Origin of the sequence: Comamonas sp. JNW (genome assembly GCF_003105075.1) — a bacterium.
Lineage (GTDB): Bacteria > Pseudomonadota > Gammaproteobacteria > Burkholderiales > Burkholderiaceae_C > Comamonas > Comamonas squillarum.
On record NZ_QETI01000015.1, the window covers coordinates 1 to 22,053 of the forward strand.

Genomic DNA, 22,053 nt, shown 5'->3' on the forward strand with positions numbered 1-22,053 from the left:
AAATACCATTAGGCCATCGCTGCGCTCGGCCGGGTTTGGGTGCCGAGCGCAGCGATGGCACACGTCTGCTCAGTTTCCCTTCTGAATGCGCCGAGGAGCACAGGGTATGGGCTGGGCAGTTGCACCGCAGAGTGCAACTGCATCGTGAACTGGCTCACCGCGTCTGTTTGAACGGAGCGCCTCTGGCGCGTAGTGAGTTTCGCGGTGCAGCCCATACCCGAGCACCACAGGTTGCCCGTAGCGAAGCGAAGGGACGCAGTCAGCAGGGCGACCTTCTTTTGGGTACTTTTCTTCGGCCGGCGATCCGGGGTCGCCAAGAAAAGTACCTCGCCCGCCGGGCGAAATCCGGCCAGCAAAATTCAATCAAACAGCAGTCGCTAAAAAGTATCAATAAAGCAGAGCAGCCAGCTCAACGAGCACCACAAACCACATCCCAACTCAACCCAAACTTCTGCAAATACTTGCGCAACCGATCCGCATCATTGACCACCGCCCGCTGCGCCCGCGAAGCCTGAAACAACTGCCTCCCCGCTTCTGACAAACTGCCAGATGAACGACACACCCGCACCACTGACGCCAACTGCATCCGGTCAAACAAATCCATGGCCTCGATGGCATCGCCAGGCAACAAGGCCTCCAGCGCTACTTCAGCAGAACCATCGACAGACGAGGCCACAGCCTCCGGCCGCTGCCACAGCCACTGCAAGCGCCTAATCTCCGCCTCCACCTGATCCTCGGTGATACGACCACTGGTCGACAAGGTGGCCAGCCGCGTCACGCTCGCGTGCAGATCGCGAAAATTGCCGCTCCACAGCGCTTGCGGGCTCTGGGCGAACTGCAGGTAGCGTTTGCGCGCCTCGGCGTTGAAGCGCTCGGTGCGGTGGGTTTGCTGGGCATGCTGCACCAGCAGGTGGTCGATGTTGGGCTCGATGTCTTCGCTGCGCTGGGCCAGGCCGGGCAGGTTGTAGGTCCAGAGGTTGATGCGGGCAAACAGGTCTTCGCGAAAGCGGCCGGCGCTCACCTCCAGGCGCAGGTCGCGGTTGGTGCCTGCGATCAGCTGGAAGTCGCTGCTCACCTCCTTGTCCGAGCCCATGGGATAAAAGCGCTTTTCCTCGATCGCCATCAGCAGCATGGCCTGCTCGTCAGCGCCCAGCTCGCCGATTTCGTCGAGAAACAGCAGGCCCTGGTCTGCGGTGCGCAGCAGGCCGGCGCGCTCGGTGGCAGCGCCGGTGAACGCCCCTTTCTTGTGGCCGAACAAGGTGCTGGCGGCGCTGTCGCCGCGCAAGGTGGCGCAGTTCACTTCGACAAAGGCGCCGCTGAGCTGGTGGCGTGCCTTTTTCAGCTCGTACATGCGGCGCGCCAGGAAGGACTTGCCCGCGCCCGTAGGCCCCACCAGCAGCATGGGCGCCTGCGAGCGGCCTGCCACCTGCTCGATCTCGGCGATCAGCTGGTTGAAACGCGGGTTGCGGGTGGGGATGTGGCTTTTGAGAAAGGCCACCGCATCCTGCTGGGCCTGCGCATGGCGGGTGGCCAGCGCGTCGTAGCGCGACAGGTCCAGGTCGATCAGCGCATAGTTGCCCGCCGCGCCATCGATCTGCCGCTTGGGCGGCGAGGCCTGCAGGATCACGCCGGGGATCGTGCGCGATTCGGCCAGCAAAAACAGGCAGATCTGCGCCACATGGGTGCCCGTGGTGATGTTGAGCCAGTACTGGGCCTGGTCGCTGTCGAAGTGGTAGCTGCTGGTCCAGTCGTAGAGCGCGCCATAGACCTCTTCAAAGTCCCAGGGGTCGTGGATCGGCAGCTCCACCAGATGGACTTCGGTCTCGGGGCTCACGGTGGCGATGTCCTTTTGCACCAGCCGCGCCAGGTCCACATGCGCGCACGTGTAGAGCAGCTCCATGCGGGCCACCACCATGTCCTCATGCTGCGTGATGGCCACCGAGGGGCGCCATTTGCTCCAGCGGCCTGCGCCGCGGCCACTGTCGAGCTGGGTGCCGAGAAAGCCGATGACGGTGATGGGTTTCATGCGAGTGCGATCTTGAAGACGATTCCATATTCTAAATAGATTAGATAAAAAGATAAAAATAGCGAGACGATGGTGAAGTGGGAATTGGTGGTGGTATGAAAATTTATATTTAAATCAATAAGTTAATTTCGTGCGAGTGCTGGATATAAAAGTTGGCACGCTTTTGGCAATAAACCTAACAAGCGCCGCGTGGCGTGCGTTGGGGAAAGCAGAGCAGGGTCTCTGCTTTCCCGAGGCGTTGAATGAACAAGAAAGAAGAACACCATGGTCAACCTGCAACTGTTTCAAACCTACAAGGGCTCCCAGCTGGCAACGGCGGATGCCACCAACCAATCGGGTATGGCGGCCTATGCATTTGGCCCGCAGCACCAGCTGGCGCAAATGGCGCTGACCGGTTGCCTGGGCCAGACTTTTTATGCCAGCCCGCAGGACCAGCTCTCGCAACTGATGGACGTGCTGGCCAAGGTCGAAGCGCCTTTTATTGCCAAGACGGCCATCTATGCCCGTGAGCGTGGCTATATGAAGGACATGCCTGCCACCTTGGCGGCGGTGCTGGCCGTGCGTGATGTCGAGCTGCTGGCACAGATCTTTCCCCGCGTGGTGGACAACGGCAAGATGCTGCGCAATTTTGTGCAAATCCTGCGCAGCGGAGTGCTGGGGCGCAAGTCGCTCGGCACCCGGCCCAAGAAGCTGGTGCAGCAGTGGTTGCTGACGGCGACGGAAAAGCAGTTGCTCAACGCCGCCATCGGTAACCAGCCCTCGCTCGCCGATGTGGTCAAGATGGTGCACCCCAAGCCCCAGGAGGCCTGGCGCGCCGCTTGGTTTGCCTGGCTGATTGGCAAGTCGTATGACGAAGCCAGCCTGCCACCCATCACCTTGGCGTTCGAGCGCTTCAAGCGTGCCGTGGCCCAGGGCCAGATGCCCGAGCAGGTGCCGGAGGTGCCGTTCCAGATGCTGACCGCGCTGGGCCTGGGTGCGCAGCAATGGGCGCAGATTGCAAGCCAGGGTTCGTGGCAGATGATGCGGCAGAACCTGAACACCTTGGCACGCCATGGTGTGTTCGAGCTGCCTGGTATGGCTGAGCTCGTGGCCGCCAAGCTGCAGGATGCGGCAGCCGTGGCCAAGGCCCGTGCCATGCCTTACCAGCTGCTGGCGGCCTACCAGGCTGCGGGCCAGCAGGTGCCGGCTGCCGTGGCAGAGGCGCTGCAGGATGCGATGGAGCTGGCAACGGCCAACGTGCCGCAATTTGCGGGCCGGGTCGCCGTCTGCCCTGATGTCTCTGGTTCCATGCACTCGTCGGTGACGGGTTACCGGGCCGGTGCCACCAGCGCGGTGCGCTGCATCGATGTGGCTGGCCTGATGGCGGCTGCCGTGCTGCGCAAGAACCGCGAGGCGCGCGTGCTTCCCTTTGAATGCAAGGTGGTGCCGCTGTCGCTCAACGGCCGTGATTCGGTGATGACCAATGCCAGCCGCCTGGCGGCTGTGGGCGGAGGCGGTACGAATTGCAGTGCGCCGCTCAAGCTGCTGGCCGATGAAAAGGCGGCCGTGGACCTGGTGATCCTGGTCTCGGACAACGAGTCCTGGGTGGATGGCAAGCGCTCGGGTGCGACGGAGACGATGCAGCAATGGGCGCGCATCAAGCAACGCAACCCCGCTGCCAAGCTGGTGTGTATTGACATCCAGCCGTATGCGACGACGCAGGCGCAGGAGCGTGCCGATATCTTGAATATCGGTGGTTTCAGCGATGCGGTATTTGATGTGGTGGCCCGTTTTGCCGAAGGCAAGCTGGGTGCCGCACATTGGGTGGGCGAGATCGAGCAGATCGTGCTGCCCGCCCAGTAAGCTGTGTTTTATCTGCTGTTGGCGAATGCCGGTGTGACTACATTCCAAAACTGTTGCGTCACACCACCTTCTGGTCGCCAACGGTGGATACCGACAATGAATAAGGTTTAAAAGGTTTGGGTGGCTTGCGGCGAATGCCGGTGAAATTACAGCCTTTAACGCTCGAGGGAGCAGGTTCGAGTCCTGCCAACGCAAGTTGTAGCTCATGGGTAGAGCACGAAAAATATTTCACCTTTTTAGTCGCTGCAGGTGGCCCATCTGTACAAGATTTTTGGTTTGCGCGAATGCTGGCAAGACTACATCCGGAACGCCGGGGGTTCGAATCCTCAGCCGGGAAACCGGTGTGGCAGTTGTCTTGCCGACCCTGGTCGCGCTTTTGTTGGGATAGTGTTTTTGGGAAGGTTTGCATCGCTGGCTGCGAATGCCGGTGGAACTACATTGGAATCCGGCGATGCGGGTTGGAATCCCGCCAGGTTCTTTGAACCTGTAGCTCAGTGCCTGAGCTCCGGAAGTGTTTCACCAAACCCTGGTCGCAGCCCAGAGGTGCTCACCGTGTCACCCCTACCAAGTTATCGCTGTCATACAGCGGTGTGAAGATAAAGAAGAGAGCTAAGAGATGTCGCAATACAACGAAATGCAAGTGCCTAATGGCGTGCCCGTGAAGATGTGGACCAATGGCGTGCCGGTCGAGGCCGAAGCGCAGAACCAGCTGGCCAATATCTCGCGCCTGCCGGTGGTGTTCAAGCACGTGGCGGTGATGCCTGATGTCCACTTGGGGATTGGTGCCACCATCGGCTCGGTGGTGCCTACGCTCAAGGCCATCATCCCGGCGGCGGTGGGGGTGGACCTGGGTTGCGGAATGATGGCCTGCAAGACCACGTTGACGGCCAGCGATCTGCCCGACAACCTGGCGCCGATTCGCGCTGCGATCGAGCGGGCAGTGCCGGTGGGGATGACGCCCAAGCGCTATGGCCGCGACAAGGGAAGCTGGGAGACGCCGCCTGAGGAAACCGATGCCGCCTGGACGGGCCTGGTCAAGGAGTTCGACGAGATCTGCGAAGCGCACCCGCGCATGAAGAACACCAACAACTACAAGCACCTGGGAACCCTGGGGTCCGGTAACCACTTCATCGAAGTCTGCCTGGACGAGAACCAAGCCGTGTGGATCATGCTGCATTCGGGCTCGCGCGGGGTGGGGAACGCCATTGGCACCCACTTCATCGAGCTGGCCAAGAAGGATGCCGAGCTGCACCAGCGCAACCTGCCCGATAAGGACCTGGCCTACTTTGAAGAAGGCGCCGCCTACTTTGGCGACTATGTCAAAGCGGTGGGTTGGGCGCAGAAGTTTGCGCGTGCCAACCGCGAGGTGATGATGGTTCGCGTGATCCATGCCTTGAAGAAGGTGATCACCAAACCGTTCGAGACGCACCTGGAAGCGGTGAACTGCCACCACAACTATGTGCAACGCGAGACGCACTTTGGCCAGGAGGTGTTTGTGACCCGCAAGGGCGCGGTGAGCGCACGCCAGGGTGAGCTGGGCATCATCCCGGGAAGCATGGGGGCCAAGAGCTTTATCGTGCGCGGTAAAGGCAACCCCGAGAGCTTCAACAGCTGCAGCCACGGTGCCGGTCGCACGATGAGCCGGACCAAGGCCAAGAAGCTGTTCACCGTCGAGGACCAGATGCGCGCCACCGAAGGCGTGGAATGCCGCAAGGACGCCGAGGTGATCGACGAGATCCCCATGGCCTACAAGGATATCGACGCGGTGATGGCGGCGCAAAGCGACCTGGTGGAGGTGGTGTACACGCTCAAGCAGGTGGTGTGTGTGAAGGGGTAAAAAGGGGGCGGCCATGGGGCCGCAACCCTGAGGAGAAGGGTGATGAAGAGCAATAAGCAACGTCGACACGAGATCAAGCAGCGCCGTTGGGCGCGCATGGAGGCGCAGCGTGAAGCAGCGTTACGCCCAGCCATGCCGCATGGCGCCTTGGCTGCTGATGTGCAGCGCCTTGAACTGATCCACGGCGCGCCTTTTTGGCTCCCCGGTTACTACGTCGATATCAGCTACCGCTGCTGTGATTGCGGCGCCGCCTGTGTCTGGACCGCGCAGGACCAGAAATGGTGGTACGAGCAAGTGCAAGGCAGCCTGTATGCCAGTGCCAGCCGCTGCAAGGACTGCCGTGCGCGGCACCGCGCCTGGCGCCAAAGCCATTGCGATGCGGCCGAGATGGCAGCCTTGCGTGCGCTATGGCGTGCCCGCCCCGATGCGTCTGCCCGTGCCCGTGTGTATGCCGCCTTGCAGTCCAAGGCGCCGGATCTGCGCAGCCTGGCAGCGCAGGCCCTCGCCTGGTGGTGGGTGCAGTTTGGTGACAAGCCCGCGCATGCGCAGCTGGAGGCGCTGAGCCTGGAGCGCAGCTGGGCGCCGCGTATCGACCGCATCTTGCGGCGCCAGGTAGAGCTGCGTCCCGGTTTGCATCGCGTCTGCCGAGTAGTGGCCTATCCCCGCGTGACCATGGGCGCTGCGCTGTCCGGTCACTGAGCCAGCGCAGGTAAATCAGAAGAAGAAAACAGAGAGAGGGAAACGATTCCAATGCAAATCGCAAGCCAATCCATAGAAAAGGGCCTGGTCGAGATCGACGGCTCGCAAGGCGAGGGCGGTGGCCAGATGCTGCGCACGGCGCTGGCGCTGTCGGTCATCACGCAAAGGCCGCTGGCGATGCACAGCATCCGGGCCAGGCGCTCCAAGCCGGGGCTGATGCGCCAGCACCTGGCCTGTGTGCAGGCCGCGCAGACCATCAGCGATGCGCAGCTGTCGCCCATCGCTGCGGGCGTGACGGAGCTGCAGTTTGCGCCGGTGACGCTCAAGGCCGGGGACTACCGCTTCCCGATCTCGGGCGCGGGCAGCGCCATGCTGGTGCTGCAGACGGTGCTGCCGGCGCTGCTGATGGCCGATGGCGCGAGCACGGTGCAGCTGGCGGGCGGCACGCACAACCCGCTGGCGCCCAATTTCCACTTCATTGAACGCGCCTATGCGCCCTTGGTGGCGCGCATTGGGGCAGGCCTGGATATGCGGCTGCGCCGCTTTGGTTTTTACCCGGCGGGTGGTGGCGAGGCGCTGGCCTGCATCAGCCCGGCAGCGCAGGGTTTGCAGCCTTTTGACCTGCTGGCGCGCGGCATGCTGCAGCATGTGTCGGTGGAGGCGGTCTGCGCGGCCGTGCCGCGCGGCGTTGCGATGCGCGAGTTTGATGAGCTGGCGCGGCTGACCGGTTGGGACCGGCGCGCGATGGAGCTGCTGCCGGTGGACCAGGAGGAAGGCCCGGGCAATCTGCTGCAGGCCACCTTGCGCTATGACCATGTCACCGAGCTGTTCTGGTGCCTGGGCGCGCATGGCGTCTCGTCCGAAGCGGTGGCGCGCAAGCTCTGCCAGGACCTGCGCGATTACCAGAAAAAGCCCGATGCTGCCGTTTGTGCCTACCTGGCCGACCAGCTCTTGCTGCTGCAGGCGCTGGCCGTGTGGCAAAGCGGCCAGCCCGCTGCCTTTAGCTGCAGCGAGGCCAGCGCGCACCTGTACAGCAATATGGCGGTGATTGCGCAGTTTCTGCCGCTGCGCATGTCGATTGAAACAGCCAGTGCGCCCGTGGTGCGGATCGCTCCGCTCTAGCGCCGCTGTAGCGCAACGCATCGGGCGGTGGGGGGCTGGCTAGTACAGCCCGCCTTCCAGCGCCGGCATGCCATGGCGCAGGCGTGCCTTGTTGCAGGCCTCGCTGCCGGCGGCAAACTCCCGGCAGGGCGAGGGGCGCCATTCATAAATGCCGCAGGCGGCTTGCTGGCCGATGGTGCCGGTCAAGGCCGCGCAGCGCGGGCGGGCATAGTCGGTGCCGCGCATGCGGCTGGTGGTGTCGTTGATCTCTTCGGCCAGGCCCGAGGGCACACGCCCCCCGTTGCTGTCGCATTCATGGACCGAAAAATCAACGCGAAAGCTGGCGCAGCAGGCGCCGCAACTGAGGCAGGGATGGGACATGGGGCATGGGCGTTGTTTGGCGGCTATTGTAGTTTTGCGCCGCTGAACGCCACAAAAAAGCCCGCTGGGTGAGCGGGCTCGGGTGGGCACGGCGAGTGCCAAACTTATTTGGCGGCCAGCGCTTGCTTGATCCAGCCATCAAACTTGGCCTGGTTGTTCTTGATCCAGCTGTCCACATGGCGCTGGATATCGGCAGTCTTGTTTTCGCCGTTGCGCATCAGCAGGTTCTGGGCGGTGATGTCTTCAATGGGCACCTGCATGGTGGCAAACAGCTTGGCGGCGGCCGGGTTGGCGTCGGTCCATTTTTTGTTCGCGAGGATGTACTGGTTGTTCACTTTGAAGCCATAGTTCTTGCCGTTGGGCAGGCGGGTGTCGTCATCGCCCTTGGCATTGGGGATATTGGGCACCTGCAGCCAGACGACATCCTGGCCGGGCTTGAGCACGCCGTTGACCCAGTAGGGGGTCCAGACATAGTAGAGCACCGGCTTGCCCGATTGGTAGCGGGCGATGGTGTCGGCAATCAGCGCCGCATAGTTGCCCTGGCGGTGGGTCACGCTGCCTTCCAGGCCCAGGCCCTTGAGGTGCTTGTTGATCGCCAGCTCGCAGCCCCAGCCGGGGTTGCAGCCGGTCAGATCGGCCTTGCCATCGCCATCGGTGTCAAACAGCTTGGCGATCTTGGGGTCCTTGAGCTGCATGATGTCGGTGATCTTGTACTTCTCGGCCGTGGCCTTATCGATCAGGTAGCCCTGGGCTGCATTGGTCGAGAACATGCCCTCACGGTAGAAGACCTTGGCGCCGCCATTGCGCTCATAAAACTCCTGGTGCAGCGGAATCCAGTGGTTGGCCATAAAGGTGGCATCGCCCTGGCCGACCACCACGTGCTCGGTGCCGTTCTCCAGCCCCTTGGGGTCCTTGACGGTGTAGCCCAGCTTTTCCAGCGCGCGCGAGACGATCAGGGTCTGGAACATCTCTTCATCCACGGTGCCCAGCAGCGGCAGCACATCCTTGCCCTTGCCGGGCAGGTCTTGCGCCTGGGCGAAGGGCCCCCAGGCCATCAAGGAGATGGCGGCGGCGCAGGCCAGGTGGATGGGGCGATTGAGGCGGTTTTTATCAGTCATGGTCTTCTCCTTGGATGGATACGCGATGCACCAGAGGTGCACCGAGAGGGAACATGGGCAGCCCTGGGGCAAGACGGCGCCCGGGCCGGCCGGTGGTGCCGGGTGGTCTGTGTGCAGCTTGCGGGGGGCTTGGGGCGGGGCAGCGCTGGCGCTGCAGCGGTGGGCATGGCGGCATGCCCTGAGGGAAGGCACCGGCCCGGCAAGATCCTGCCGGGCTGGTGTTGCCAGCTGGCTTATTGCGCCTTGGCGGCGTCCAGCGCCGTCTTGATCCAGCCGTCAAACTCGGCCTGGTGGGCCTTGATCCAGCCGTCAGCATGGCGCTCGATATCGGCAGGCTTGTTCTGGCCGTCCTTCATCGCCAGGTTCTGCGCGTTGATGTCCGCGACCGGCAGCTTCATGATTGCAAACAGCTTGGCGGCCGCTGGGTTGGCTTCGGCGAACTTCTTGTTGGCGACGATCTTCTGGGTGTTGAGCGGGAAGCCGTAGTTCTTGCCGTTGGGCAGCGCGGTCTTCAGATCGGCCTGGTTGCCGGGCAGTGCGGTGAACGGCACTTGCAGCCAGACAACATCACGGCCAGGGCGCAGCTCGGCGCTGACCCAGTATGGCGTCCAGGTGTAGTAGAGGATGGGCTTGCCGGACTTGTAGCGGGCGATGGTGTCGGCCATCAGCGCGGCATAGGTGCCTTGCACATGGGTGACGGTATCGCGCAGCTTGTAGGCAGTCAGCTGATGCTCGATTGCGCCTTCGCAGCCCCAGCCGGGGGTGCAGCCGGTCAGGTCGGCCTTGCCGTCCCCATCGGTGTCAAACAGCTTGGCAAGCTTGGGGTCCTTGAGCTGCTCGATATTGGTGATCTTGTGCTCATCGGCGGTCTTCTTGTCGATCAGATAGCCTTGCACGGCGCTGGTCGAGTACTCGCCTTCGCGGTAGAGCTTGTCGGCGCCGCCGGCATTCTTGTAGAAGTCGGCCTGCAGCGGATCCCAGTGGTCGGCCATGTAGGTGGCGTCGCCGTTGCCGATCGCCACGTGGGCGGTGGCGTACTCCACTTCGCGGATGGGCTGCACGTCATAGCCGAGCTTTTGCATGGCCTTGTTGACCAACAGGGTCTGGAAGGTTTCTTCGGCGATCGAGCTTTGCAGCGGCTGGACCTTGATGCCCTTGCCGGGCAGGTCCTGGGCCATCGCATGGCCGGCGGCGGCGAGGCCAGCGGCCAGCAAGCTGGTGGTCAGCAGGCTTTTGACCAGGCGGGTGGGGGCGGCGAAGGCCTGCCAGGAATGGGAGGTGGATGTCATGGATGCTCCTTGTTTGGGGTTCGGCGGGCACGCGCTGCGTGCCGCCGATCGATGCACAAATGGGGGGCCAAGAGGGAGGAGCAGGGCAGCCTTGGCCAACGGGTGTGGGCTGCCCCGCCTGGGCTTAGGCGGCAGGCACGGCGTCCTGGCCGGGCTGCGTGGCTGCCTGTGCCTGCTTTTGGGCCGCTGCCTGAGGCAGGGGCTTGGGCGCAGGGCTGGCTTCTGGCTTGTGCAGGGCGCGGGCGATGAGGCCGGCCGGGCCGGTCTGCCACCAGTGGCGCACGCCGCGGCGTGGCTGGCCCATGGCCTGGGTGATGCGGTCGAGCAAAATGGCCAGCAGCACAATGCCCAGGCCGCCAACAGTGGCCAGGCCCATGTCCAGGCGGCCGATACCGCGCAGCACCATCTGGCCCAGGCCGCCCACGGCGATCATCGAGGCAATCACCACCATCGACAGCGACAGCATCAGCGACTGGTTGATACCGGCCATGATCGAGGGCATGGACAGCGGCAACTGCACCTTCCACAGCAATTGCAGTGGCGAGGCGCCATAGGCACGGCTCGCTTCGATCAGGTCAGGCCGGACCTGGCGGATACCCAGGTTGGTCAGGCGCACCAGCGGTGGCAGTGCAAACACGATGGTCACCACAACGCCTGGCACATTGCCAATGCCAAACAGCATCACCACCGGCACCAGGTAGACGAAGGCCGGGGTGGTCTGCATGGCGTCCAGCACCGGGCGGAAGAACTTCTGCGCCCGGTCGCTGCTGGCCAGCAAGATGCCCAGCGGCAGACCGATGATGATGCAGAAGGCCAGCGAGGTCAGCACCAGCGACAGGGTGACCATGGCTTCGTGCCAGATGCCCAGCATGCCGATGATCAGCAGCGACACCACGGCCCCAATGGCCAGGGCGCCGCCGGCAAATTGCCAGGCGATCAGCGCCAGGATCGCCACCATCGCGAGCATCGGGATGGCGGTCAGAAAATGCTCCACACCGGTGAGCGTGGCGTCAATCGGCGCGCGCACGGTCTGGAAGAAGGGGCGGAAATTGGCCACCACCCAGGTCAGGCCACTGTTGATCCAGTCCTGCACCGGCAGGCTGCCGTCCCAGAGCTGGCTCAGGTGGAAACCGCTGTCATGGGCGGCCTGCGCATGCTGCGCTGCGGCCTGGGCGGCATCCGCGGTCTGGCCCACGGCGTCGGGTCCGCCCAGCCAGTCGGTGTTGCCCGAGACATTGCCCACGGCAACCCAGGGGTCGTCCACCGGTGCGGCCTGGGCGGGTGCTGCTGCCGCGTCCGTAGCGTCGGTGGAGGTCCATGCGGTGGCCGCGCTCGAGCTGGTCGATGCGGTATCGGCCCAAGGGTCGGCAGCGGCAGTGTTCTGGGCGATGGTCAGCGTGTTGTCGGTACTCATGCGGCACTCCTGTTGTCGTTGTTGTCGGTATTGGCGGCGTCAGCGGCAGCGGCCTCGGTGGCCGCTTGCATGGCGATCACCGCAGGGTCGGTGGGCGGCACGGGCGGCGTGTCGCGGTCCAGGAAGCGCAGCAAGGTGTTCTTGCTGATGGCGCCGACAAAGCGGCCATCGGCACGCAGCACCGGCAGCGGGCAGGGTGCCTGCGCGACCTGGCCAAACAGATCGGCCACCAGCGCGTCTTCGGCAATGGGCTCGACCTTGTCCAGGTAGGCATGCTGCAGACCCAGCGGGCCGACATGGCCTTTCAAGGCATTGCGCAGGGATTCGGTCGAGACAGTGCCCAGGTACTGCTTGCGGGGCGAGACGACATAGGCGAAATCCCGGTCTTCGTCCTGCAGCAGCTGCATGGCGGCGCGGGCGCCGCGCTGGTCGCTTTCCTTGACGACGGTGATGGCGCGGCGCGCGATATCGGCGGCCTTGAACACGGCTGCGGCATCCACGCCCTGGATAAAGGCGCGCACGTAGTCGTTGGCAGGGTTGCGCAAAATATCGTCGGGCGTGCCGACCTGCTGGACCATGCCGTCCTTCATGATGGCAATGCGGTCGCCGATGCGCATCGCTTCGTCCAGATCATGCGAGATGAAGACGATGGTGCGGCGCTTGATCTCCTGCAGGCGCATCAGCTCGGACTGCATCTCCGTGCGGATAATGGGGTCGAGCGCCGAGAAGGCCTCGTCCATCAGCAGGATCGAGGGGTCCGATGCCAGCGCCCGGGCCAGGCCCACGCGCTGCTGCATGCCGCCCGAGAGCTCATCGGGGTAGCTCGCGCCCCAGCCGGCCAGGCCCACCTGCTCGAGCGCTTGCTCGGCAGCGGTGAGGCGCTCTTCGCGGGCCACGCCGGCCAACTCCAGGCCGAACGCCGTGTTCTCCACCACGGTGAGGTGGGGCATCAGTGCAAAGGACTGGAACACCATCGAGATGTCCTTGCGGCGCAGTGCGCGCAGCTTGCTGTCGGACAGTTGGTTGATGTCTTGGCCATCGACGACGATGGCGCCGCTGGTGGGCTCGATCAGGCGGTTGAGCATGCGCACCAGCGTGGACTTGCCCGAGCCCGACAGGCCCATCACGACAAAGATTTCACCGGCTTCGATCGTGAAGTTGGCGTCAAACACGCCGATGGAGTTGCCGGTCTTCTCCATGACTTCTTGTTTGGTGGCGCCTTTGCGCACCAGCTCGAGCGCGGCTTTTGGGGAATCTCCGAACACCTTGAAGACGTGCTCGATACGGATTTGTTTGGCCATGTGTGGCTCCTCCCTAAGTTGTAGTGGCTACAACGCTGAAGACGCCCATGAAGGGCGTCGTCCAGCACGGGACCGTCAATCTCTCAACCCTGATGCCGATAGCTGCGCCTGGCTGTCGAAGCGACAACCATGGCAAGCCCTCGTGGGGTGGGCAGGCCACGCAATGTGACCAACAATTTCTGCCTGTACCGGGCGTGCATGCCAGCAGCGATGGGCTCCAGGGTCGAGCCGGGTACAGGGTCTCTCGTGCGCATTGAAACCCGATGGTTTCAATCACGCGAGCGCGGCGGACACTGTAAAAAGGCCACCACGCCGGGGCATCAGGGCCGGGAATATTCCGGCCTGTTGACGGACTTTGGCGCGACGCCAAAGACCCGACGGAGACGATCCGCACCTGTCAGAAAGGCACGGATTACCTGCGTTGCAGGTTGTAAAACATCCTTTAAGTATACGTATTGGAAATATAGAAGTCAAAAAAAGCGGGTTTCATCCGGGCGAATTTGGCGTTCTACACGGCCATTTGCAGCATCTGATTTCTGGATTGCTACTTTTTTAATAGCAATAAAAAACCAAATATGGTCGGATCAAGCGGTCAGGACTTTGCATGAACATGAAACATATAGTTTCAATTTTATGCGGAGCCATTGCCGAAAAGACCCCAATTTTAGCAATTGCGCACCGATCGCGTTGCTTGTGCTATGGATGCTGTCTTTTAAGGGTAAATGACTGCTGATATCTGAAAACCAAAGGTTGCCTTGTAGGAATTTCTCGCCAATACGGATCGCCAAAGCGCCCATGAAAAAGCCCCGCACGGGGGCGGGGCTGGAGGGGGCGCGAAGCGGCTGATGGATCAGTGACTGTCCTTGTGTGCAGGGCCTGCTGGGTGCAGGATGCGGTCGGTCCAGGCGATGGCCAGCGCAGACAGCAGGAACACCACATGGATGATGGTCTGCCACATCAGCACCTTCTCGCTGTAATTGGGTGCATTGATAAAGGTCTTGAGCAGGTGAATGGAGCTGATGCCGATGATCGACAGGCCCAGCTTGACCTTGAGCACCGAGGCGTTCACATGGCCCAGCCATTCGGGCTGGTCCGGGTGGCGGTTGAGGTGCATGCGGCTGACAAAGGTCTCGTAGCCGCCGACGATCACCATGATCAGCAGGTTGGAGATCATCACCACATCGATGAGGCCGAGCACCACCAGCATGATGATGGTCTCGTTGAGCGCGGTGATCTGGACATCGGGCGAATAGCCCACCGAGGTGACGAGGATGCGCAGCGCAGTATCGCTGCCAAAGGCCGCTTCAACCAGGTGCAGCAGCTCGACCAGGAAATGCCAGACATACACCAGCTGGGCAACGATCAGGCCCAGGTAGAGCGGCAGTTGCAGCCAGCGGCTGGCAAAAATCAGCGCCGGCAAGGGGCGCAAAGGAGCGTTTTGAGGGAGAGACATGGTGGAGGGGGTAGTGGAGAGAGCGCTCTGCAGCAGGTTTGGAATCTGTGGTTCGGCCGTCCATCGCTGAGGTCCGTGCCAGCCTGTCCGGATGCTGGCTCAGCGCGTGCGGAAATGCCGCTAAAAAGAGCGTCGCGCATTGTAGCCAGCGCCCTGCGTCTGCAGTGTGGCGATTGGGAAAATTCCTCGCCTGGATCGGGTGGTTGGTTTTGTCTATCGCAAGCGGTGGCAGGCAGTGGAGCCTTGTCAGATGCCTGTAAGTGCGCCGGTCCACAGTAGCAGCGATTTTCATACCTACAATGTTTGCAAAGGAGACCCACCCATGACAGCCCCAACCCAAGGAACCATTGAATCCGTTCTGGTCGAAAACCGCGTATTTCCCCCACCCGCCAGCCTGTCTGCCACGGCCCGCGTCGGCAGCATGGAGGCCTATGAGGCGCTGTGCGCCGAGGCCGAGTCCGACTTTGAAGGCTTTTGGGCCCAACGTGCCCGCGAGCATGTGCAGTGGACCAAGCCCTTCACCGAAGTGCTGGACCAGAGCACGCCGCCATTCTTCAAATGGTTCCAGGATGGCGAGCTCAATGTCAGCGCCAACTGCCTGGACAAGCACATCGGCACGCCGGTGGAGAGCAAGACAGCGATCATCTTTGAAGCTGATGATGGCCAGGTGACCAAGATCACTTACGGCGAGCTGCTGGACAAGGTCAGTGCCTTTGCCAATGCGCTCAAGGCCCAGGGCGTGCAAAAGGGCGACCGGGTCCTCATCTATATGCCGATGACCGTCGAGGGCATTGTGGCGATGCAGGCCTGCGCGCGCATTGGTGCGACCCACTCGGTGGTGTTTGGCGGCTTCTCGGCCAAGGCGGTCAATGAGCGCGTCATCGACGCCGGCGCGGTGCTGATCATCACCGCCAACTACCAGATGCGCGGCGGCAAGGAGCTGCCGCTCAAGGCGATTGTCGACGACGCACTGGCCATGGGGGGCTGCGACACCGTCAAGAAAGTGCTGGTGTTTGAACGCACCCAGACAGCCTGGAACAAGGTGGACGGCCGGGATGTGAGCTTTGGTGAGGCGCTGGCCGGCCAAAGCAAGGAATGTGCACCAGTGGCCGTCCATGCCGAGCATCCGCTCTTCATTCTGTACACCAGCGGCTCCACCGGCAAGCCGAAGGGCGTACAGCACGCCAGCGGCGGCTACATCCTTTGGGCCAAGATGACGATGGAGTGGACCTTTGATCTAAAGCCCAGCGATGTGTTCTGGTGCACGGCCGATATCGGCTGGATCACCGGTCACACCTATATTGCCTACGGCCCGCTGGCCGCTGGCGCGACCCAGGTGGTGTTCGAGGGCGTGCCGACCTTCCCCGATGCCGGGCGCTTCTGGCAGATGATCGAGCGCCATGGCGTCTCCATCTTCTACACCGCGCCCACGGCGATCCGCTCGCTGATCAAGGCTGCTGACTCGGACGACAAGGTGCACCCGCGCAACTGGAACCTCAGCAGCCTGCGCATTCTGGGATCGGTGGGCGAGCCCATCAACCCCGAAGCCTGGATGTGGTACTACCGCAATATCGGTGGCGAGCGCTGCCCGATTGTCGATACCTTCTGGCAGACGGAAAACGGCGGCCATGTGATCACGCCGCTGCCGGGCGCGACGCCGCTGGTGCCGGGCTCCTGCACCTTGCCGCTGCCGGGCATCATGGCCCAGATCGTCGACGAGACCGGCAAGGAGCTGCCCAACGGCACCGGCGGTATCCTCGTGATCAGCAAGCCCTGGCCGTCGATGATCCGCACGATCTGGAACGACCCCGAGCGCTTCAAGAAAGCCTATTTCCCCGAAGAGATGGGCGGCAGCATCTACCTGGCCGGCGACGGCGCGGTGCGCGATGCCAAGACCGGGTACTTCCGCATCACCGGCCGTATTGACGATGTGCTCAACGTCTCGGGCCACCGCATGGGCACGATGGAGATCGAGTCGGCCCTGGTGTCCAAGACCGACCTGGTGGCCGAGGCGGCCGTGGTGGGCCGGCCCGATGACATGACGGGCGAGGCGATCTGCGCCTTTGTGGTGCTCAAGCGCTCGCGCCCCACCGGCGACGAAGCCAAGCAGATTGCCAAGGAGCTGCGCGACTGGGTGGCCAAGGAGATCGGCCCGATTGCCAAGCCCAAGGACATCCGCTTTGGCGACAACCTGCCCAAGACCCGCTCGGGCAAGATCATGCGCCGCCTGTTGCGCTCGATCGCCAAAGGCGAGGCGATCACGCAGGACACCTCCACCTTGGAGAACCCGGCGATCCTCGACCAGTTGTCCGATACCCACTGATCGGTAAATGTCAACAAATGGCGCGCTGGATCCTTCCAGTGCGCCAAGCTGTTGTTAAAGCTGAAGAACTGGTAAGAAATTGCCAGCATTGGCTGACAAGCGCTGGTGCATAGACCGTGCTATGGTCTATGCATTCCACTCTTGCCATCAAAATCCACTATGCGCAGCATTCTTCTTCTCATCATCGCCGTGCTCATCGGCGGCCTGGCGGCCCTCAACTGGCAGGTGCTGTCCACCCCATCGGAAGTCAACCTGGGCCTCACGACCATCCACGCCCCGCTGGGAGTGCTGATGCTGGCGCTGACGGTGCTGCTGTGCGTGATCTTCGTTGCCTATGTGCTGTCCTTGCAGGGATCGGTCATGCTGGAGGCGCGCCGCCACAACAAGGAGATGACGGCCCAACGCGAGCTGGCAGACAAGGCCGAGGCATCACGCTTTACCGAGCTGCGCCAGGTGCTGGAGAGCCAGCATGCTGCCGGCCAGTCGGCACTGCTGGCCCGCCTGGCAGAGCTGGAAGCCCACCTGGTGGCCCGTGCCCAGGAGTCGGACAACAGCAATGCCGCTTACCTGGGCCAGATTGAAGACCGCATGCGCCATGTCGAGCCGCCGCGCAATACGTTCTAAAGGACGCACTTGCGCAGCCAGCAAAAAACCACCTCGCGAGGTGGTTTTTTTATCGGAGTGGGCCAGCAGGCCCGACCTGCATGCGAGGCGCTCTTTACTTGAGGGTCAGTACCCAGTCGGCCAGCTTCTTGGCATCGGCTTCGCTGACCTGGGTGTTGGCGGGCATGGGCACGGGGCCCCAGACGCCGGCGCTGCCCTTGATGATCTTCTGGGCCAGCATGTTGGATGCGCCGGGCTGGCCTGCAAACTTGGCGCCAATATCTTTGAATGCGGGGCCCACCACTTTCTTGTCGACCGAATGGCAAGCCATGCAGTTCTTGGATTGGGCCAATGCCTGATCAGCCCACGCAGGTGCGCTGGCCGACAAGGCCAGTGCCGTGGCAATCAGAATACGGTTCATCGTGTTATCTCCTTAGCGCATGAGGTACATTAATTCTAATGGCTCGCTGCGTAAGACTGCGGGGGCGCCAGGATGTTCCACAAGTTTGCATTCTTTACGGGCTTTACGCCACCGACATACAAGGGGCCAAAGCGGATGGAGAGACCATGTATTTTCTGATCCTGGGGATCATTCTGTTGTTATTGAAGTACCTGGAGATAGGCCCGGTTGCGGCCTGGTCCTGGACTGCTGTGCTGGCGCCCTTTGGGCTGGCGGCGCTGTGGTGGGCCTGGGCCGACTGGTCGGGTTACACCAAGCGCAAGGCGATGGAGCAGGAGGTGCTGAAAAAAGAGCGCCGCCTGCAAAAATCCAAAGAAGCACTGGGCCAATCGGCCCGCCGGCGCCGCTGACAGCGGCTGCTGGGGCACCAACCGCCGAGCAGGCGGTTTTTTTCTGCCCGCGCGCTGCCCCTACGACCGTTACTGGCTGGAACCCGAGTGTCTCCGTCATTTGCCCAGCTGCGCGATAATCATCGCTCACATCGGCGTGCACTCAAGAGGTTCTCGCCAACTTGCCCGCTGGCCCTGGCGTATATCCAGGCCCGCACTATGCAAGACAGGCCGCATTCTTATTGTTTACTGATTCGTACACCACGATGCCCGCATACCGTTCCAAAACCTCTACCGCCGGTCGCAACATGGCTGGTGCCCGCTCCTTGTGGCGTGCCACCGGCATGAAAGACGACGATTTCTCCAAGCCCATCATTGCGGTGGTGAACTCCTTTACCCAGTTCGTTCCAGGCCATGTGCACCTCAAGGACCTGGGCCAGCTCGTCGCCCGCGAGATCGAAGCGGCAGGCGGCGTGGCCAAGGAGTTCAACACCATTGCCGTCGATGACGGCATTGCGATGGGCCATGACGGCATGCTGTACTCGCTGCCCAGCCGCGAAGTGATTGCCGATTCGGTCGAATACATGGTCAACGCACACTGCGCCGATGCCATGGTCTGCATCTCCAATTGCGACAAGATCACCCCCGGCATGCTGATGGCTGCGATGCGCCTCAATATCCCCGTGGTGTTTGTCTCGGGCGGCCCGATGGAAGCGGGCAAGGTGCGCCTGGCCGTGCCGGCGGCTGACGGCAGCAAGACCATCCAGATCAAGAAGCTCGACCTGGTCGACGCGATGGTGATGGCCGCTGACAGCAATGTGAGCGATGCCGATGTGGCCGAAGTCGAGCGCTCGGCCTGCCCGACCTGCGGCTCCTGCTCGGGCATGTTCACCGCCAACTCGATGAACTGCCTGGCCGAAGCGCTGGGCCTGGCCCTGCCAGGCAATGGCACTGTGGTGGCCACCCACTCGGACCGCGAGCAACTGTTCAAGCGCGCAGGCCGCCTGATCGTGGAGCTGGCCAAGCGCTACTACGAGCAAGACGAAGCGACCCTGCTGCCACGCGCTGTCGGCATCAAGGCCTTCGAGAACGCGATGACCTTGGACATCGCTATGGGTGGCTCGACCAACACCATCCTGCACCTGCTGGCGATTGCGCAAGAGGCGGACATCGATTTCACGATGACCGACATCGACCGCATGTCACGCACCGTGCCGCAGCTGTGCAAGGTGGCGCCCAATACCAACAAGTACCACATCGAAGACGTGCACCGTGCCGGTGGCATCATGGCCATCCTGGGTGAGCTCGACCGCGCCGGCAAGCTGCACACCGATGTGCCCACCGTGCATGCCAAGACCATGAAGGACGCGCTGGACCAGTGGGACATCGTGCGTACCGAAGACGAGGCCGTGCGCACCTTCTACATGGCGGGTCCTGCCGGCATCCCCACCCAGGTGGCTTTCAGCCAAAGCACGCGCTGGCCCAGCCTGGATCTGGACCGCGCCGAAGGCTGCATCCGCTCCTACGACCATGCCTTCTCCAAAGAAGGCGGCCTGGCCGTGCTGCGCGGCAATATCGCGCTGGATGGCTGCGTGGTCAAGACCGCCGGTGTCGATGACTCGATCCTGGTGTTCGAAGGCTCGGCCCATGTGGTCGAGTCGCAGGACGAGGCGGTGGAAAACATCCTGAGCGACAAGGTCAAGGCCGGTGATGTCGTGATCGTGCGCTACGAAGGCCCCAAGGGCGGCCCCGGCATGCAGGAAATGCTCTACCCGACCAGCTATATCAAGTCCAAGGGCCTGGGCAAGTCCTGCGCACTGCTGACCGATGGCCGCTTCTCGGGCGGTACCTCGGGCCTGTCGATTGGCCACTGCTCGCCAGAGGCAGCGGCTGGCGGCGCGATTGGCCTGGTGCAAAACGGCGACCGTATCCTCATCGACATCCCCAACCGCACGATCAATGCGCTGGTGAGCGACGAGGAATTTGCCAAGCGCCGCGAAGCGCAAGATGCGCTGGGCTGGAAGCCTGCCAAGCCCCGTCCGCGCAAGGTGTCCACCGCTTTGAAGGCCTATGCCAAGCTGGTGACCTCGGCCGACAAGGGCGCAGTGCGCGATATCTCGCTGCTGGACTGAGCGTGCTTCGCCTTCCATGAAGAACCGCCCCAGGCGCAAGCCCGGGGCGGTTTTTTCATGAGGCCATTGGGGGCATAGGGGGCATAGGGGCAGGCGCCAGCGCGCTTGCCCCGCCGCCACCACTTACCAGTGCAGGCAGATCTTGCCAAAGTGCTGGGCGCTGATCTGGTGCGCAAAGGCATCGGCGATTTTCTCCAGCGGGTAGCTGCTGTCGATGATGGGGCGCAGCGCCAGCTGCTCGAGCGCGCGCACCAGGTCTTGCTGCTGCTCGCGGCTGCCGACGATCAGGCCTTTCAAGGTTTGCTGCTTGCGCATCAGCTCCACGGTGGGTACAGCGCCGGCAAAGCCGGTCAGCACACCAATCAGCGCAATATGGCCGCCAGGCGCGCAGGCGCGGATGGACTGGGGTAGGGTCGCAGGGCCGCCCACCTCCACAACGATATCGGCGCCGCGACCGCCGGTAGCCTGCAGCACCGCATCGCCCCATTCGGGCTGGTCGCGGTAGTTGATGACGGTGTCGGCGCCCAAGGCACGCAGACGCTCTGCCTTGGCGGCGCTGGAGGTGGTCGCAATCACCTTGGCGCCCATCGCATGGGCCAGCTGCAACGCAAAGATGGAGACGCCGCCCGTGCCCAGCACCAGCACGGTTTGCCCCGCTTCGATGCGGCCGTCAACCACCAGCGCGCGCCAGGCCGTGAGGCCGGCGGTGGTCAGGGTTGCGGCTTCTTCATGCGTATAGCCCTTGGGTGCATGGGTAAAGGCCGTGGCGGCCATCGTGACGTGCTCACGCGCAAAGCCATCCACGCCATCGCCGGGCACGGTGGCAAAGGTGGAGGGCACCTGCTTGCCCGATTGCCACAGCGGGAAAAAGCAGGACACCACGGCGTCGCCGACGGCAAACTCGGAAACGCCTTCACCCACGGCCGTCACCACACCGGCGCCATCGGCCATCGGGATGCGGCCATCGGCGGTGGGCGAGCGCCCAGCGGCAATGGCCAGGTCGTGGTAGTTGAGCGAGCTGGCATGCAGGCGCACCTGGATTTCGCCGGCGCGGGGCGCAGCAGGCGCTGGCAGGTCGACCAGCTGCAGGTGGTCCAGGCCACCGGGGGCGGCAACTTGTATGGCTTTCATGGCGTTTCTCTTTCCTGGGTTGCTATCACTTTGAAGAGCGGTTTAGGCTGCACGGCGCAGCCACCCGGCCATCATGCAAGCGCCGGGCTCAGAAAGCCAGAACCAACATATTTGTGGTCTAGTATTAAAAATGTAAGCAATGCATGGGCTTTGGCTTGGCGCTAGGATGGCGCCCTGGCCGACTGGCTCGTTGGAGAGAATATGAAGCGTTTGAACAGCAAAAGTGGTTGCGCGGTGGAGGTGACCTTGTCTGTCATGGGCGGTACCTGGAAGCCGATTGTGCTTTTCCATCTGCTCCATGGCACCAAGCGCTTTAGCGAACTGTCCCGGGCCATTCCCAATGTCACCCAGCGCATGCTGACCCTGCAGCTGCGCGAGCTTGAAGAGGCCGGCATTGTTGCGCGCACCGTCTATGCGGAAGTGCCGCCGCGCGTGGACTATGCGCTGACCGACATGGGGCGCAGCCTCAAACCGGTGCTGATTGCGATGCGCGACTGGGGCATGGACTATGCACAATCCCAAGGGCTGCAGGACGAGGCGCCAGGCGTGCAGGCCAGCTGCGCGGCCTAGTCCCAGTTTCCTGCTCGGGAGGATAATTCTCCTCTCTGATGTTG

The 22,053-nt window shown here is 62.7% G+C and carries 18 protein-coding genes; 9 read left to right on the forward strand and 9 right to left on the reverse strand.

Annotation, left to right across the window (positions count from 1 at the left end):
* Positions 1-409: 409 nt before the first annotated feature.
* Positions 410-2,026 (reverse strand): RNA repair transcriptional activator RtcR, encoded by a 1,617-nt coding sequence (gene rtcR, locus DCO45_RS18615; RefSeq protein WP_116927230.1) that lies wholly within the window; start codon positions 2,024-2,026, stop codon positions 410-412.
* 264 nt (positions 2,027-2,290) lie between these two features.
* Here rtcR and DCO45_RS18620 point away from each other — a divergent pair, with 264 nt between their 5' ends.
* From DCO45_RS18620 to rtcA, 4 genes are all read left to right on the forward strand, one after another.
* Positions 2,291-3,868 (forward strand): TROVE domain-containing protein, encoded by a 1,578-nt coding sequence (locus DCO45_RS18620; protein ID WP_116927231.1) that lies wholly within the window; start codon positions 2,291-2,293, stop codon positions 3,866-3,868.
* Between the two features lie 616 nt (positions 3,869-4,484).
* Complete coding sequence (locus DCO45_RS18625) at positions 4,485-5,705, forward strand: RtcB family protein (RefSeq protein WP_116927232.1); 1,221 nt, start codon at positions 4,485-4,487, stop codon at positions 5,703-5,705.
* A gap of 42 nt (positions 5,706-5,747) precedes the next feature.
* The gene (locus DCO45_RS18630; RefSeq protein ID WP_116927233.1) at positions 5,748-6,404 is read left to right on the forward strand and encodes a zinc-ribbon domain containing protein; all 657 of its coding nucleotides are present in this window, start codon (positions 5,748-5,750) and stop codon (positions 6,402-6,404) included.
* A gap of 51 nt (positions 6,405-6,455) precedes the next feature.
* Positions 6,456-7,526: an RNA 3'-terminal phosphate cyclase gene (gene rtcA, locus DCO45_RS18635; protein WP_116927234.1), complete on the forward strand. Its 1,071-nt coding sequence runs from the start codon at positions 6,456-6,458 to the stop codon at positions 7,524-7,526.
* Positions 7,527-7,565: 39 nt separating this feature from the next.
* Here rtcA and DCO45_RS18640 read toward each other — a convergent pair whose 3' ends face one another.
* From DCO45_RS18640 to DCO45_RS18665, 6 genes are all read right to left on the reverse strand, one after another.
* Positions 7,566-7,886 carry a YkgJ family cysteine cluster protein gene (locus DCO45_RS18640; protein WP_116927235.1) on the reverse strand — a complete coding sequence of 107 codons (321 nt, stop codon included), beginning with the start codon at positions 7,884-7,886 and terminating at the stop codon, positions 7,566-7,568.
* A gap of 104 nt (positions 7,887-7,990) precedes the next feature.
* Positions 7,991-9,004, reverse strand: coding sequence for a glycine betaine/L-proline ABC transporter substrate-binding protein ProX (gene proX / locus DCO45_RS18645; RefSeq protein WP_116927236.1), 1,014 nt, complete (start codon positions 9,002-9,004; stop codon positions 7,991-7,993).
* 233 nt (positions 9,005-9,237) lie between these two features.
* Complete coding sequence (gene proX, locus DCO45_RS18650; protein WP_116927237.1) at positions 9,238-10,293, reverse strand: glycine betaine/L-proline ABC transporter substrate-binding protein ProX; 1,056 nt, start codon at positions 10,291-10,293, stop codon at positions 9,238-9,240.
* A gap of 124 nt (positions 10,294-10,417) precedes the next feature.
* The gene (proW, locus tag DCO45_RS18655; protein WP_116927238.1) at positions 10,418-11,707 is read right to left on the reverse strand and encodes a glycine betaine/L-proline ABC transporter permease ProW; all 1,290 of its coding nucleotides are present in this window, start codon (positions 11,705-11,707) and stop codon (positions 10,418-10,420) included.
* On the reverse strand, positions 11,704-13,008 hold the full coding sequence (gene proV, locus DCO45_RS18660) for a glycine betaine/L-proline ABC transporter ATP-binding protein ProV (RefSeq protein ID WP_116927239.1): 1,305 nt from the start codon (positions 13,006-13,008) through the stop codon (positions 11,704-11,706). The genes proW and proV overlap by 4 nt, the downstream gene beginning before the upstream one ends.
* Positions 13,009-13,858: 850 nt before the next feature.
* Positions 13,859-14,461 carry a TIGR00645 family protein gene (locus DCO45_RS18665; protein ID WP_027011086.1) on the reverse strand — a complete coding sequence of 201 codons (603 nt, stop codon included), beginning with the start codon at positions 14,459-14,461 and terminating at the stop codon, positions 13,859-13,861.
* A gap of 322 nt (positions 14,462-14,783) precedes the next feature.
* On the opposite strand from DCO45_RS18665, the gene acs reads away from it, so the two are divergent.
* Together acs and DCO45_RS18675 are read left to right on the forward strand one after the other, a co-directional pair.
* Entirely contained in the window at positions 14,784-16,784 is a 2,001-nt protein-coding gene (gene acs / locus DCO45_RS18670) for an acetate--CoA ligase (RefSeq protein WP_116927240.1), read from the forward strand.
* Positions 16,785-16,943: 159 nt separating this feature from the next.
* The gene (locus DCO45_RS18675; RefSeq protein ID WP_116927241.1) at positions 16,944-17,408 is read left to right on the forward strand and encodes a LapA family protein; all 465 of its coding nucleotides are present in this window, start codon (positions 16,944-16,946) and stop codon (positions 17,406-17,408) included.
* 94 nt (positions 17,409-17,502) lie between these two features.
* On the opposite strand, the gene DCO45_RS18680 is transcribed toward DCO45_RS18675, so the two are convergent.
* Positions 17,503-17,808 (reverse strand): c-type cytochrome, encoded by a 306-nt coding sequence (locus tag DCO45_RS18680; RefSeq protein WP_021027702.1) that lies wholly within the window; start codon positions 17,806-17,808, stop codon positions 17,503-17,505.
* 146 nt (positions 17,809-17,954) lie between these two features.
* On the opposite strand from DCO45_RS18680, the gene DCO45_RS18685 reads away from it, so the two are divergent.
* Together DCO45_RS18685 and ilvD are read left to right on the forward strand one after the other, a co-directional pair.
* Positions 17,955-18,197 (forward strand): TIGR04438 family Trp-rich protein, encoded by a 243-nt coding sequence (locus DCO45_RS18685; protein WP_021027701.1) that lies wholly within the window; start codon positions 17,955-17,957, stop codon positions 18,195-18,197.
* 245 nt (positions 18,198-18,442) lie between these two features.
* Positions 18,443-20,308: a dihydroxy-acid dehydratase gene (ilvD, locus tag DCO45_RS18690; RefSeq protein ID WP_116927242.1), complete on the forward strand. Its 1,866-nt coding sequence runs from the start codon at positions 18,443-18,445 to the stop codon at positions 20,306-20,308.
* Positions 20,309-20,431: 123 nt separating this feature from the next.
* Here the strand turns inward: ilvD and DCO45_RS18695 are convergent, their stop codons facing one another.
* Complete coding sequence (locus DCO45_RS18695) at positions 20,432-21,439, reverse strand: NAD(P)-dependent alcohol dehydrogenase (protein WP_116927243.1); 1,008 nt, start codon at positions 21,437-21,439, stop codon at positions 20,432-20,434.
* 201 nt (positions 21,440-21,640) lie between these two features.
* Between DCO45_RS18695 and DCO45_RS18700 the strand changes: the two genes are divergently transcribed.
* Positions 21,641-22,009, forward strand: coding sequence for a helix-turn-helix domain-containing protein (locus DCO45_RS18700; protein WP_165841233.1), 369 nt, complete (start codon positions 21,641-21,643; stop codon positions 22,007-22,009).
* Positions 22,010-22,053 lie beyond the last annotated feature (44 nt).

Bases quoted from the DNA above. Each gene is read 5' to 3' on its own strand.
- rtcR (WP_116927230.1), bottom strand. From the start codon at position 2,026: ATGAAACCCATCACCGTCATCGGCTTTCTCGGCACCCAGCTCGACAGT.
- DCO45_RS18620 (WP_116927231.1), top strand. From the start codon at position 2,291: ATGGTCAACCTGCAACTGTTTCAAACCTACAAGGGCTCCCAGCTGGCA.
- DCO45_RS18625 (WP_116927232.1), top strand. From the start codon at position 4,485: ATGTCGCAATACAACGAAATGCAAGTGCCTAATGGCGTGCCCGTGAAG.
- DCO45_RS18630 (WP_116927233.1), top strand. From the start codon at position 5,748: ATGAAGAGCAATAAGCAACGTCGACACGAGATCAAGCAGCGCCGTTGG.
- rtcA (WP_116927234.1), top strand. From the start codon at position 6,456: ATGCAAATCGCAAGCCAATCCATAGAAAAGGGCCTGGTCGAGATCGAC.
- DCO45_RS18640 (WP_116927235.1), bottom strand. From the start codon at position 7,886: ATGTCCCATCCCTGCCTCAGTTGCGGCGCCTGCTGCGCCAGCTTTCGC.
- proX (WP_116927236.1), bottom strand. From the start codon at position 9,004: ATGACTGATAAAAACCGCCTCAATCGCCCCATCCACCTGGCCTGCGCC.
- proX (WP_116927237.1), bottom strand. From the start codon at position 10,293: ATGACATCCACCTCCCATTCCTGGCAGGCCTTCGCCGCCCCCACCCGC.
- proW (WP_116927238.1), bottom strand. From the start codon at position 11,707: ATGAGTACCGACAACACGCTGACCATCGCCCAGAACACTGCCGCTGCC.
- proV (WP_116927239.1), bottom strand. From the start codon at position 13,008: ATGGCCAAACAAATCCGTATCGAGCACGTCTTCAAGGTGTTCGGAGAT.
- DCO45_RS18665 (WP_027011086.1), bottom strand. From the start codon at position 14,461: ATGTCTCTCCCTCAAAACGCTCCTTTGCGCCCCTTGCCGGCGCTGATT.
- acs (WP_116927240.1), top strand. From the start codon at position 14,784: ATGACAGCCCCAACCCAAGGAACCATTGAATCCGTTCTGGTCGAAAAC.
- DCO45_RS18675 (WP_116927241.1), top strand. From the start codon at position 16,944: ATGCGCAGCATTCTTCTTCTCATCATCGCCGTGCTCATCGGCGGCCTG.
- DCO45_RS18680 (WP_021027702.1), bottom strand. From the start codon at position 17,808: ATGAACCGTATTCTGATTGCCACGGCACTGGCCTTGTCGGCCAGCGCA.
- DCO45_RS18685 (WP_021027701.1), top strand. From the start codon at position 17,955: ATGTATTTTCTGATCCTGGGGATCATTCTGTTGTTATTGAAGTACCTG.
- ilvD (WP_116927242.1), top strand. From the start codon at position 18,443: ATGCCCGCATACCGTTCCAAAACCTCTACCGCCGGTCGCAACATGGCT.
- DCO45_RS18695 (WP_116927243.1), bottom strand. From the start codon at position 21,439: ATGAAAGCCATACAAGTTGCCGCCCCCGGTGGCCTGGACCACCTGCAG.
- DCO45_RS18700 (WP_165841233.1), top strand. From the start codon at position 21,641: ATGAAGCGTTTGAACAGCAAAAGTGGTTGCGCGGTGGAGGTGACCTTG.